The organism is Veillonella nakazawae (assembly GCF_013393365.1).
Lineage (GTDB): Bacteria > Bacillota > Negativicutes > Veillonellales > Veillonellaceae > Veillonella > Veillonella nakazawae.
Map to the genome: position 1 here is coordinate 1,930,860 of NZ_AP022321.1, position 13,558 is coordinate 1,944,417.

The 13,558-nt window shown below is 40.0% G+C and carries 13 protein-coding genes; 2 read left to right on the forward strand and 11 right to left on the reverse strand.

All coding sequences use genetic code 11. The features are described 5' to 3' along the window. Nucleotides 1–4 precede the first annotated feature (4 nt). The 7 genes from VEIT17_RS09005 to VEIT17_RS09035 form a co-directional block, all read right to left on the reverse strand. Nucleotides 5–592 (reverse strand): DedA family protein, encoded by a 588-nt coding sequence (locus VEIT17_RS09005; protein WP_119208921.1) that lies wholly within the window; start codon nucleotides 590–592, stop codon nucleotides 5–7. 161 nt (nucleotides 593–753) lie between these two features. Further along, nucleotides 754–975 (reverse strand): DUF2922 domain-containing protein, encoded by a 222-nt coding sequence (locus tag VEIT17_RS09010; protein ID WP_009352278.1) that lies wholly within the window; start codon nucleotides 973–975, stop codon nucleotides 754–756. A gap of 252 nt (nucleotides 976–1,227) precedes the next feature. Then, nucleotides 1,228–1,434 (reverse strand): DUF1659 domain-containing protein, encoded by a 207-nt coding sequence (locus tag VEIT17_RS09015; protein ID WP_009352393.1) that lies wholly within the window; start codon nucleotides 1,432–1,434, stop codon nucleotides 1,228–1,230. 321 nt (nucleotides 1,435–1,755) lie between these two features. Beyond that, nucleotides 1,756–2,502, reverse strand: a complete 747-nt coding sequence (locus VEIT17_RS09020; protein WP_156719812.1) for a BUD32 family EKC/KEOPS complex subunit — start codon at nucleotides 2,500–2,502, stop codon at nucleotides 1,756–1,758. Between the two features lie 413 nt (nucleotides 2,503–2,915). After that, entirely contained in the window at nucleotides 2,916–3,791 is an 876-nt protein-coding gene (locus tag VEIT17_RS09025) for a CoB--CoM heterodisulfide reductase iron-sulfur subunit B family protein (protein WP_060923769.1), read from the reverse strand. Beyond that, on the reverse strand, nucleotides 3,791–4,753 hold the full coding sequence (locus VEIT17_RS09030; RefSeq protein ID WP_005385096.1) for a succinate dehydrogenase/fumarate reductase iron-sulfur subunit: 963 nt from the start codon (nucleotides 4,751–4,753) through the stop codon (nucleotides 3,791–3,793). Before VEIT17_RS09030 ends, VEIT17_RS09025 begins: the two co-directional genes overlap by 1 nt. Nucleotide 4,754: 1 nt before the next feature. Then, nucleotides 4,755–6,473, reverse strand: coding sequence for an FAD-binding protein (locus VEIT17_RS09035; protein ID WP_156719811.1), 1,719 nt, complete (start codon nucleotides 6,471–6,473; stop codon nucleotides 4,755–4,757). An 885-nt stretch (nucleotides 6,474–7,358) separates the two neighbouring features. Here VEIT17_RS09035 and VEIT17_RS09040 point away from each other — a divergent pair. Then, a complete protein-coding gene (locus tag VEIT17_RS09040) occupies nucleotides 7,359–8,033 on the forward strand; it encodes a response regulator transcription factor (protein WP_024066445.1) in 675 nt (224 codons plus the stop codon). After that, nucleotides 8,011–9,426 carry a sensor histidine kinase gene (locus VEIT17_RS09045; RefSeq protein ID WP_178885775.1) on the forward strand — a complete coding sequence of 472 codons (1,416 nt, stop codon included), beginning with the start codon at nucleotides 8,011–8,013 and terminating at the stop codon, nucleotides 9,424–9,426. The genes VEIT17_RS09040 and VEIT17_RS09045 overlap by 23 nt, the downstream gene beginning before the upstream one ends. 121 nt (nucleotides 9,427–9,547) lie before the next feature. Here the strand turns inward: VEIT17_RS09045 and VEIT17_RS09050 are convergent, their stop codons facing one another. The 4 genes from VEIT17_RS09050 to VEIT17_RS09065 all read right to left on the reverse strand — a co-directional run bounded on the left by VEIT17_RS09050 (nucleotide 9,548) and on the right by VEIT17_RS09065 (nucleotide 13,446). Beyond that, a complete protein-coding gene (locus VEIT17_RS09050; RefSeq protein WP_178885776.1) occupies nucleotides 9,548–10,861 on the reverse strand; it encodes a DUF445 domain-containing protein in 1,314 nt (437 codons plus the stop codon). Next, on the reverse strand, nucleotides 10,858–12,093 hold the full coding sequence (locus tag VEIT17_RS09055) for a DUF445 family protein (RefSeq protein ID WP_178885778.1): 1,236 nt from the start codon (nucleotides 12,091–12,093) through the stop codon (nucleotides 10,858–10,860). Before VEIT17_RS09055 ends, VEIT17_RS09050 begins: the two co-directional genes overlap by 4 nt. 104 nt (nucleotides 12,094–12,197) lie before the next feature. Next, on the reverse strand, nucleotides 12,198–12,899 hold the full coding sequence (locus tag VEIT17_RS09060; RefSeq protein WP_060923764.1) for an MBL fold metallo-hydrolase: 702 nt from the start codon (nucleotides 12,897–12,899) through the stop codon (nucleotides 12,198–12,200). Between the two features lie 190 nt (nucleotides 12,900–13,089). Then, nucleotides 13,090–13,446, reverse strand: coding sequence for a winged helix-turn-helix transcriptional regulator (locus VEIT17_RS09065; RefSeq protein ID WP_178885780.1), 357 nt, complete (start codon nucleotides 13,444–13,446; stop codon nucleotides 13,090–13,092). Nucleotides 13,447–13,558: the final 112 nt, after the last annotated feature.

Genomic DNA, 13,558 nt, shown 5'->3' on the forward strand with positions numbered 1-13,558 from the left:
CTCCTTATCGGCGATTGCGATAGTATTTAAAGCCCAATACAGCCGCTATAATAACGAATACAACAATCATAACAATCAAGAACTCATGATTATATTGGATAAGATCCTTCCAGTTTTCACCGAGCACTTTACCCAAGTAAACAAGAAGGATTGTCCAAGGAACCGTGCCTAGTACAGTCCAAATAACAAAATGCCACATAGGATAACGAGCCATGCCTGCTGGGAAAGAAATAAATGTACGAACACCTGGCAACAAACGGCCAAAGAACACCGCGGCACCACCATACTTATTAAACAACTTTTCTGCGAGTTCAAATTTATGTTCATTAAAGAATATGTATTTACCGTATTTCAAAAGAAGTGGACGTCCGCCATACTCACCCATCCAGTAGGATAAGATAGATCCTACAATCCCTGCTAAAGTACCTACAACCATAGTCGTATGTAAATCAAATATGCCCTGAGCAATCAGATATCCTGCAAAACCTAAGACGATTTCACTAGGAATAGGAATGTTAGCATTTTCCAAAACCATTGCAATAAACATGGCTCCATAGCCATATGTTTCCATAAATGAAATGATATATTCCACTGTTTTACCCCTTTTTAATTCCCATACGGGTCCATTATGCACAAATTTTTGGGCATAGTATTTTCATCATTACCATACCTATTCGGTATATCTTATATTTTACCATAATAAAAAGGCCCTCACCACAGGTGAAAGCCTTTTTACCATTTAACTGTATACGATTATTGCAATTCAGTAGTTTGAGTTGTTACTTCACGAGCCGTAGTAAATGCAGCAAGTTCTGCATCACCAGAACCAAGGATTACTTTGTTAGCTACTAGCGCATTAGCCGCTGTTTTAGCATCTTGTAAAGTAATTCCAGCACGAGGAGCACTAATTGTGACTGATGTGCTTTTACCACCGACCGTAGAAAATGTAAGATATACAACGCGTTTTTCCGCCATGTGGGCGCCTCCTTTCACGTTTCATAAACAAGTTCTTGAATTTAGATAGAATAGGATGATTTCTGTAACTCTGCAATTCTGTAATTACACAAATTACACTTAGATTAAATATATCTATCTACGATTCATATCAATAAGGATGGGAATGTGAGGGTTTGCAATCTTTATATCCTGTTACGACTATGGGAGGATATAAAAACTAGCAATAAGAATGTGTTTGGATCACTTAAAAAACGAATAGATAAGATTCAATTAATGTCCTAAGGATACTTCATTGACGCGGACCACGTCGGACAAGCTGTGGTCATACAAGGCTGCCAGCGCATTACCAACGGTTTTTACATTATCGTCGGACGCTTCTTCTGCAACACGTGTATAGGTTACGTCTTTGTACTTCGGCGCATCTTCGGTGCCGATGTTAAAACGCAACACCAATTTAGTGCGTTTAATGTTAGCCATCGTATCACCTCCTTTCACCCTCTTATATTCCTGAGGGTCCCTCTCGACAACCCCCTCTAGAGTAATTGCGGTAATCATTGTGAAAGTCAGAGAACAACAACTTTAAATCTATACTTCTTACAGTATTTATATAAATCTAACAAACAATACAGGAGCATACACGCTATAAACTTGTCATAAATACAGAAAAAGACCCTTACAAGTCATTAGCTATACAAATATAACTAACAACCGTAAAGGTCTACATAAGCCCATAAAAGGCAATGAAAATCTATAAAGTACTATAATCCATTATTAAGGTCTATGCTCAATAGATAAATACTATTCAGTTTTCAAGGCTAGCATAAAGTCATGTGCTTTTACAGCTGCTTCAGTATCTACAAAGTGTAGCGGGTTTAATAAGCGACAGAATTTAAAGAGATATTCATGTTTACGTAAAATTTCTTTTACATGTAACACCGTATCGCGCGCCGTACGAGCCGAACTATAGCCATTCATCATAGCGTATAGGTAAGAAATCGGTAGATTATCTTCACGCAAATAGCTATGCACAAAGATGAGTAAATCCCAACCTTGTGGTGTAAATTCAGGCCAACGACGACCATTTTCCCAATCTAATAAAGTAACCTTATCAGTATCTGGATCATAGGTGATATCTCGCATGGCAGGACGGCCATGGGACAAACCATAGTCATGAAGTTGTCCCAATGTTTTACCAAAGCTATAGAAAATATGAGTGACCATATCTTGTAAGCTATCATCATCAGGATGTTGCGCTGGCAATTCACTATAATAGGTTAATGTTTTACCAGACCCTTCTGTAACGAAATAATGCTCTCTAAAACCAGCAATCACTGGCGCTACAGGCAACTGAGTATTTACGAAGGAAATTTTATAAAACTCATAATCAAAAGAAGCTCTAGGAGCTGGTTTAATCCAACTAGAGCGGTGATTACTGATATCTTGTTTTACATAATAGGTTTTATCATTAAACTCTACAGAAAAAACACGATGGTCTTTCTCTTCATCGATTATGCGATCAATATATTCTAATAACATATCATTCATTATAGCCTCCCTGTGTATAACACTCTACAACACTAGTGTCCCTCAGGCATATATTTCAAAAAAATATAATATAACAATTTACCCTTCTATTGTTATATTCCTCGAAATATATAATATTAAATAATTTATGAGTAATAGCATATTAGCTATTACTCATTTAAGTGTATACAATTAATGTATTTATTATACTACAATTATCATCTCATATCAAAGAGAATTCACTTCACCAATATAGATAAACACTGTATTATCGGCAAACTCTTCATGTTAATCTCAAATAACCTACCTTGGTTTTAACCCACAAAAGAAAAACCCCCTAGCCTAAGCTAGGGGGTTCTTCTGGTAATTATGATAATAGGTTTAGATTTAAGACAATACGAGGACCAACTGAGGTCATGTCTAAATCAAACGAATTAACCAACGAATTTAGTCACTGCTGCAGTATCAGTTAAGTGACGTTTAGGCATGCCCATTTCTTCAGGGGAAATGCCAAGAGCAAGACCCACTAATTGGGACATGTGCAAGATTGGCATATCTTTGCCACCGCCAACAACTTCTTTTGCTTCTTTTTGGAACATATCAAGTTGCATTTGGCAAAGTGGGCAAGGAGTTACTACGCAATCTGCGCCTTCTGTAGCTGCATCTTTGTTGATGGAGCCAGTCATTTGCATTACGGAATCATGTGCAGGGTATACAGCATGGAAACCGCAGCAATCAAGTTTACGGGAGAAGTCGATTGGTGTAGCACCGATAGCAGAGATCAAATCTGCTAAGGATGTAGGCATTTGATAATCTTCGAAGCCCAATTCAGTTTGAGGACGAAGAATATGGCAACCATAGTATTCAGCTACACGTAAACCAGTTAAAGGTTTAACAACTTTAGCTTTCAATTTATCCAAACCGTAATCGCGGATCAATACCCATAAGAAATGAGTGATATCAGTTGTACCGCGGTATTGTTTACCGATTTGAGCTAATTTTTTGTTAACTTCGTTCTTTTCTTTTTCGTTTTTATCAAGCTCGTTTTTAGCTTCACGAAGCATCAAAGTACAAGTGTTACATACAGTTAAAAGGTTCAAACCTTTTTCTTCTGCCAATGCAATGTTACGAGCATTTGTAGCAAGTGTAATTTCTGGAGCGATGTCTTGAACGTGGGACGCGCCGCAGCAAGTCCAGCCGTCAAGCTCTTCCAACTCGATGCCTAATTTTTTAGCTACAGCAACTGTTGCTAAGTAGTCTTCTTTGGCAGCGCTTTCAAGAACGCAACCTGGGAAAAATGCGTATTTCATTATTTGCTTACCTCCTCAGCTGCTTTCATAAGTCTGCGAACACCATCAATACCATTTACAGGTTTTTGAGGTACTACAAGTTCGAATGGATTGATTTTGCTGTGTTTCCACAAACGTAAAGCATAGAATGCTTGTTTAGCGGAATCAACAACACCATCAGATTTCAAGCTCATAGAAACTTCTTTCAAGCGACCAGTTTTGTAGAGATCGTCTTTGAAAGCAACTGCATGGCGAACGCCTTTGCTGTTAGTAAGACCAGCTTTTGTAGCTTCTTTACGCAAGTTGGAAATATCTTGAGCAGGTTTTAAGTGTTTAGGACAACGGGAGATACAGTTCATGCAGTGAACGCATTTCCAAAGACCGTTGTCGAATGCAGGTTGAATGTGAGCCATAGGTGCATCATCACGGCTATCCAATACGAAACGGTTAGCTTTTGTGAATACATATGGTTCTAAGAAGTCATCTTGACGTGCAGTCAATTTGTTACATTCAGATGCGCAGCAACCACAAAGGATACATTCTGTACCAGCAACGAATTTTTTGAAGTCAGCTGGAGTTTGGCGAACGATTTTGTCACCTTCGTTGAATTCTGCTTTAAGGAAGATCCAAGGAGCAACTGTTTTCAAACGATCAACTTTTGCTTCCCAGTCAACAACTAAGTCGCGGATAACGCGGAAGTTGCCGATTGGTGCAATTGTCAATTCATCAGTACCATAACGTTCTGTTAATTCGTCGATTTTAGCTTCGCAACCAAGCATTGCTTCGCCATTTACGCGAATGGAGCAAGCGCCGCAAACTGCGGAACGGCAAGCTGCCAAGAATGTTAAAGTTGGATCTTGAGTATCTTTAATTTTTTGAAGGCCCCAAAGAATTGTACGGTCAGCTTCATAGTCAAATTTGAAAGTCTGTACAAACGCGCGACCTTGTTGGTAACGGTGAATATGGTAGGTGATTTGTCTCATCTTAGTACTTCCTTTCTTGTGGTTCGTATTTAGTGAACACTACGTCGCGTTCAGTCAATTCGTACTCGCCGTTAGCACCCAATTTGATCAAAGAGTGTTTTAAGTATCTTTCATCATTACGTTTTGGATGGTCTTCACGGATATGAGCACCACGAGATTCACGACGGTGTAAAGCGCCCATAGCAATAGCTTTAGCTACTGTTAACATGGAACCGATTTCACAATAGTTAACGAATGCCATGTTGTAAGTACGTTCAGGGTCACCTACATAACAAGTTTTATAATCTTCCATCAATTGATCGATTTCTTTTAATGCTTCAGTAATACCGTCTTCATTACGGAAGATACCTACTTTGTTCCACATTGCATCAGCCAATGCATCGCGGATTTCAACTACAGGACGACCGCCTTCACGAGTTGTTACTTCAGTGAATTTAGCTTCCCAAGCTTTTGCAGCTGCAGCTAATTCTGCATCTACGTTAGGTTGTTCATGTGTTTCAGCATAGTCAGCTGCGCCAGCACCGGATACTTTACCGAATACTACGCCGTCTGCCAAGGAGTTACCACCTAAACGGTTAGCACCGTGGATGGAGATACAAGAAGCTTCGCCGGAGGAGAACAAACCAGGCAATTCACATGCACAAGTTTTGTAATCAACTACGTCGATACCGCCCATTGTATAGTGACATGTAGGACGAATAGGTACTGGTTGTACTAATGGATCGCAATGTTCGAAAGTCATAGCCAAGTCACGGATACCATGAAGTTTTTCAATGATAACTTCAGGACCTAAGTGACGAAGGTCAGCTACTACGTATGCGTTAAGACCAGAACCGAAACCACGACCTGCAGCGATTTCATCTTCGATTGCTTTCGCTACAACGTCACGGGATGCTAATTCCATTTTATTAGGCGCATATTTTTTCATGAAACGTTCGCCTTCAGCGTTAAGAAGGTAACCACCTTCACCACGAACCGCTTCAGACATCAAGATACCAGTACGACCAAGACCAGTTGGATGGAATTGGATCATTTCCATATCTTTCAATGCATTACCAGCGCGGAATGCTGCTGCCATACCATCGCCTGTGGAAAGGAATGGGTTTGTAGTACGAGTCCAGAAAATACGACCTGCACCACCAGTAGACAAGATAACTGCTTTTGCTTTAATTTGTTCTACGCGACCTTCTTTCATGTTCCACACAACTGCGCCACCAACGTGACCGTTTGCGTCTTTAACAAGATCTAAAAGGTACCATTCTTGTAAGAAGTGTACGCCTTCTTTCAAGCATTGTTCATAAGTAGTGTGCAAAATTACGTGACCAGTTTTATCCGCAGAGTAGCAAGTACGTGGATAAGATTGACCACCGAAGTTACGTTGAGCAATTTTGTTTTGCTCTGTACGAGAGAATGGAGCACCCATGTGGTCCATTTCAAGTACGCCTTCTGGACAACGAGAGCAGAAGAATTCGATCGCATCTTGGTCACCAAGATAGTCAGAACCTTTTACTGTGTCGAAAGTATGAGTTTCAACTGTATCTTCAGCTGCAACGTTATTCAAACATGCATTTACACCGCCTTGCGCCATTGCTGTTGCAGAGCGAGTTGGGAAAATTTTAGTAATAAGAGCTACATTTAAGCCTTTGCGACGACCAACTTCAAGAGCCGCGCGTTGACCAGCGCCACCGCTACCTACTACTAGAACATCAAACTGTTCCATAATGACCTCCTCATAACTACCTATTAATAAGAAAATTTGTTAGACTATCTCATTTCAAAAACTTATAAAAATTTTTGATAACCTAATCATTTTTCTTTCAAGAAAAGCCCCATACTTATGCGACTTTTCTTATAGCTTTACATATAATTATAGAGAGCATTTGGTGTGATGTCTAAACCCTATTATGCATAATTAATTTTGATTAATCTAACTGATAATTTATTTCACTTAGTATTTTTCTTGTTTACTTATGAACATTTAAAATAGATTTATGAATATTTCATACAAGAAGTTAAGGATATTACGAAAGTAATTCGGTTCCGAAATTTTTGTATATTTTTATTTCTTACAAGACATCAACTAGCCTTATAAATACTGTGTTTATTCAACGTCGAAATCATTCATAATAATTAATATCCATTAAATTCCTACCAAAACTACCTCGATTTTAACCATCGAAAATCATTAAATTTCTACGACTATTATTGGTATTTATTTCTCTGATAATTATTATCACAAGTTTTTTTAGTGATTTCTTTCACACTCGCCAAAATTGGTAAAATCAGGTCTATCTATGCGCATACGGCAATCTTCGATATAGTTCATCTTCATTCATTAGCAGAATTCATTAAGTTTCAAGTTTTTCCCATCTTTTGGCTTTCAAAACATGAAGAAGACGCTTATAAACTCGCATATACATTCATCTTTTGCTCATTCCTGTTGTATAAGGTATGATAATAGATAAATAAGTTATATAATATTATATATATAGTCACCCTTATATGGTGTTGTGGCTTTCACCAAAAAGAAAGCTTATATATATAATGACTATATTAATGTAGTTGGAGAGCTATATTTTTAACTCATACATAAGGAGAACAGAGAATGAAAATTTTACTTGTAGAAGACGAAGAAATGCTGAATGGCATTACCGCCAAATATTTACGTGCAGAGAATATGACGGTTGATACATGCTTCAACGGTCAACAAGCGATTGATTATGTAAACACATCCAGCTATGACGTTATCGTTATGGATATCATGATGCCGATCCTCGATGGTATTAGTGCTCTTGCTCAAATGCGTAACGATGGCAATACAACACCTGTATTGCTTTTAACTGCAAAAGATTCCTTACAAGATAAAGTTACAGGTCTCAACACCGGTGCTGATGATTACCTTGTAAAACCATTCGATCTTGAAGAGTTAACAGCTCGTATTTATGCATTGGCTCGCCGTAACGCACGTCATGCACAAAATGATATCCATGTTGGTCCTCTTACTATCAATGTGCCTCAACGTACTGTTAAACGCGACGGCGAAACAATCACATTGACTGCAAAAGAATTTGACCTCTTATACTATTTAGCAAGTAACGAAAACATCGTATTATCCCGTCAACAAATTCTTGATCACGTTTGGGAATATGATTATGAAAGCTACTCTAATCTTATCGATGTATACATCAAAGATTTACGTAAAAAGATCGATACTGATGAGAATGTAAAACTCATTCAAACAGTTCGTGGAGTAGGGTATGTCCTCAAAACAGAAAACTAATGATCCTCACCGAGATCTAGATACCATGTCTGGGGCAGCTACCGATTTATTTAATCGGCTGCCCCTAACTTTTAAAATCATGTCTTGGTATACCATCTTCTTGCTTATCATTTTGATGGTTGCATCCGCATGGATTTATGCATATACGCACGAATCCGATAACAAAGAAGTTCGCGAGCGCTTACAGCAGCAAGCAATGATCATGGCTACGGATATCCGTAAATTTAAACCGTACCAAGATAACACATTCTTCTTTGTATCAACCCAGGACGGCTATATTATTAAAGGTGCGCTACCAGATGGTTTCCCTAATCAAACAGTCCTATCCTTGGGTCAGGTTGGAGAAATCGCTGTTGGCGATGATACCTTCTACTACTACGATACACCGGTTAACGAACCAAATTATCGTGGTATTTTGCGCGCCGTTACAAAGGTAAAAACGGCCTCTAAAAAAACAGAAAACCTTTTATATAGTTTATTATTAGGTGATGTTATATTCTTGTTGATTTCATCATTAGGCGGTTATCTATTCATCAAGAAAGGTCTCAAGCCGGTCCGAACCTTGACGAAAACAGCTAAGGTTATCGGTAAGAATAACGACTTAAGTCGCCGTATAGATATTTCATCCCGTACAGCACGAGATGAAATATACGAGCTTACTACCACATTTAACCGCATGCTTTCAGGCCTTGAAGACTCCTCCAATCGGGAGAAGCAATTTAGTTCTGACGTATCCCACGAATTGCGCACACCGATTGCGGTTATTAAAGCGGAAAGTGAGTTTGCTTTAAAATACGGTCGTACTGAAGATGATTTACGCGAAGGTCTGACACATATCTTGGAACAAGCCAAGTTTATGACAAACCTCGTAAGCCAATTGCTCGATGTAGCACGCCTTGAAAATGCTCATGACCTTAACTTAGTGCCTGTAGATGTGTCGTTAATGTTAACGAACATGGTACATGACTATACACGTCTCTGTGCAGAAAATACAGAAAAAAAGATTTCCATCACATCCACCATTCAACCTAATATCCGTATCATCGCTCATGAAGTATCCTTACGTCGTGCCATTACAAACTTAGTTGACAATGCTATCAAGTTTACGAATTCCACTATCGACATTTCAGCTAAGCTTGCAGGTGGTGAACTGATTATCACGGTAACAGATAACGGCATCGGTATCGAGCCAGAAAACCTCGAGCATATTTGGGATCGAATGTATCAAACAGAGCAATCTCGGAACAAGAAATCCAACCACGGTATCGGCCTTGGCCTGTACTTTGTAAATAAAGTTATTAACTTGCACCACGGCACAGTAACAGCCACAAGTGAACCTCAAGTAAAAACTACATTTACAGTTCGATTACCATACAATAGAATTGAAGAATAAGCTAAAGCTTACATACATATAACAAAACGCTAGCACAGAGACATCGTCTCGTTGCTAGCGTTTTTGTATTATGTAGCGTTTTTGTATTATGTAGCGTTTATAGTATGTAACCTTGAATTGTTTAGCCTATGAATTGTTGCCATAGCGGCATATAAACGTATTCCAGGAAGGTCCATACAACAAGACCCGCTACAGCACCAACGATGGCACCATTAATACGAATCCAGCTGAGGTCATCCTCCACCTTAGATTCGATGAAGTAAATAAACTTCTCTGTGCTAAGGCCGCCGAGCACTTGGCGTATGATAGTTTCAATGAGATCATAGCCCTGTTCGAGGACATATATGCCAATATTGTGCAATGTATCTTCTATACGGTTTCTCAAATCTTCGGATTGACCATATACAGTCCACAATTCAAGCGCAATATTCACGAGAACTTGTGCTGGTGTTTCCCCATTTTCATCCCCTACAAGCAATAGTTCCTCTACATAAGGGCATAAATGGTTTTCAATGACAGATTCCCAATCTTGTTCACGAATCCAACGTTCCCACGCTTCATCGAGAGCATCACAAACCTCGCGGTTTTCTTCTATATGGCGAATTGGATCTACCCATTGGCGAAGCCATGCAGTCCGTTCAGGACTATTCGGACGTTTCCAGTTTTCAAGCATAGCATAAGCCTCTTGGACTATGGCCTGTGCCAACTCATGATAGTTCACCACATCGGTCGCTTCAGACATGGAGATGAGGAAATCGGACCAAAAGCCTTTTCTCTTTTTCTTATGCGCCTCTTCTGCTACAACCGCTGTAAGCCATGTCACCATAGCTGGATGGTTGATACGTTCTTGAATTACGTTCAATACCTGTACAACCATGCTTTCATAGCGATTATGTTCACATAAATCGAGCAATACGTGTTTTAACACAGGTACGAGGGAATGTTTTTCTAGTAAACCGCGAATACGTTTTGCCCCCCATTGAGCCCATTCCTCGCTGGTTTGAGATTTCCATAATAGATGCAACCCTTGATGAATCACGAGACGCGCTGCCCGTTGCCCTTCCGGTGATAGCAAGAATTTTTCAAACAATGGAACAAATTCCACATTATTTAACAATACCTTGCAACGATCCTTGGTAAGCATCTTTGTCTCAACGAGCTTGATAACGCCGTTGATAAGGCGATCCTTATTTCGAGGAATTAACGCTGTATGATACGGGAACCCGAGCGGCTTACGGAACAAAGCAGTTACGGCAAACCAGTCGGCTACACTGCCGATGAGCGCAGACTGTACAGCCCAATAAAGCGGCTGATACCAGCTTTCATAGCCATAGAAAAATTGACCTATAAAAACAAAACAGTACAATACAGCAGTCAAACCAAGAATACCGTTTGCGCGCTGCCGCAAGGTGAGGGATTTCAAATACTGAATCATTTGAGCACCCCCTCTATCAAAAGGTATAAACCGTAGAATATACCACCTAAAACAGCCCCTACGAGTGAGCCGTTAATACGAACCATTTGAAGGTCATAGTACATCTTGCCGCGTACGATTTGGGTGATTTCCTCAGGTGAATAGCGAGATAGTTCCTGCCCTACCACCTTATCGATAAGAGGGTTCAATTTTTGTAACCACGGAATGCTACGAAGCAAGAAGAACCGTTCAAAGGGCGCTTGCTTATCTGGGTTCAACAAAATTTCCGTACCGAGCACATTAAAGCGATCGATAACGATATCCATGAGGCGTTTCCAGTCCACAGTATCGCCGTCGATGAGCTTGCCTTCCCATTCTTCGAGAACCATTTTAATCCATTGATCTTTGTGCTCTTCGATAAAAGCTTGCCACTCTGCATTAGTTTCCAAATTATTGAAGAAACGAATGGCTTGGCCCCATACGTAGCGACCTAGCGCAGAATCAATGGACTCATTTTCCTTCAAGAATTGAACGGCCTTTTTCTGTACCGTTTCTACCAATCGTTCTGGTGAAAGCCCATCGCCGCCAAAGGCAATAGCCAATTCACGGAAGAAAGAGTCCTTCGTATAGGTTTTCATAATGTCTAGCATAACGCGGTACAAGTACGGATATACTTGATTAGATGCGATGACACGCTGACATGTACGGTTAAAGTAGAGCCAGAAAACACTTGCTGTTTGGCGCTCTAACATGCAGCGACCAAATAAGATAACGAGAGGTGTCGCCTTCCAATTTGTAACACCTTTATATATAGCCTTGTTGATTTCCTGACGCATCGGCTCAATGTCCATATGAGACAAAACCTGATTACCTACACCATATAAAATATCGCGCATTTGGCCTTGCCCTACATCGCTCATGCCGTATTCGATGATACGGACCATAACGCGTTCTTTTTTTATGGCATAATACATCTGCGGCACGCGCAACAACTCTTCACTGAGCATGGTGCGCCCCATTTGAATAAGACGCTCCTTGCTACGCGGCAAGATGGCTGTCTTAAAGGGAATCCCCAAAGGCTTCGTAAAGAGTGCCGTTACCGCATACCAGTCCGCCAAGCCACCGATCATAGCGGCCCCAGATACGTGCATGATAAATGCCCAAAACATATCTTGCCGTTGTGGATATGAAATTAAAAATATAATAGCCATGACAACTAATAGGGTAGTTGCCACTGGTTTAGTTTTCATCATCACTTGATCCTAACTTACTAAATTACGTATATAGACTCTCCCCATATAACGTAGTGACCATATAGGCCACGAACTTTCACATACTACAACTTGTGAAAGTATATTTAGAATGTGCATTCATCGCCATCTTTTTGAGGCTCCCATACAGGAACATCGCCAAAGAGTGCTTTAAAATACACGGATGGTGTCCATAGTGGACCATTTAGATGCATAGGAATAAAGGCTTTTTTTACCTCTACACGGCGCAAGAACTCAATACTGCCCCACTCCATAGCGTCTTCTAGACGATTATCTACCGGGAACATCGCCACGTCTACAGATAAGCCGTCTAATTCCTTAAACTCACGCCATGCCATGCGTTTTGCATCAGCATTATTCTCCGGCGTATCACCAAGCCAATGCCACCAGTTAAGGTCACCTGCATGGAAGATAGAATCAGAGTCGATGTCAGCCGTATTTGTCTTTACGTAGAAAGAACCGCCTTCATCGGTGCTACCATACATATGGATGCCTACATCATCTAATGTGGCATCTTGGCCAGGGCGCATAGTAATACATTTCTTTACCTTGCCCTCTAATGGCACATCTTGATGGCAAATATAACGAGTTTGAGGACCATCAAACTCCGTAATAGACGGATTGAAGTGGTCCCCATGAGTGTGGCTCACAAAGAACCAAAGCTCACGACCGCGTTTAGCTAATTGCCAAACTATATTATTAGGATCTTTATAATAATCAAACACATAGCAACGCTTACCATCATCTACGAGGAAGCCACTATGAGCTAAAAACGTAACATTTAACATTATTATCAATACCTCTATTTTATTGAGAATTTATATCATTCGTATTGTTTATTATATCATATTTTTCTTAATACATGTCATAAACAAATGGCTATTTATGACATATATAAAGGCCTTTTTAAAGCCTTATCAAATATATAATGCCCCATGTTTATAATCATAATAAGGGCAGAAATGCCGCTGACATTGCTTAGATGCGGCCAGCGGCTTTCATATAGTCGATATATTGGTTACCCCAGTGTTCAAGGGATGCTAAAACAGTCTTAAAACCTGCCCCCACTTCGGTAAGGCTATATTCAACCTTTGGTGGAATGGTGCCGTATACTTCACGGTGCACAAGGCCATCATCCTCTAATTGGCGTAATGCTCTAGTAAGTGTTGCTTGTGTAATTGGGTATAAGCGGCGCTCTAATTCACGGAAACGCACAGGCCCTTCGGCTAATTCGTGCATGATCAATAAAGACCATTTGCCGGCTAATAACTTTTGACTCGTTGCAAAAGGACAACGGCCCACTAAATCATGAACATTTACGAGTTGCTCTGCCATTGTAATTCTCCTTCTCTATATAGCTTAAGTAGCTCGTTATAACAAGGCTAAACCTCTATTGCTAAGCTCAACTATGTATAGCTATACTACTATTTCCATTTCAAGATTAGAA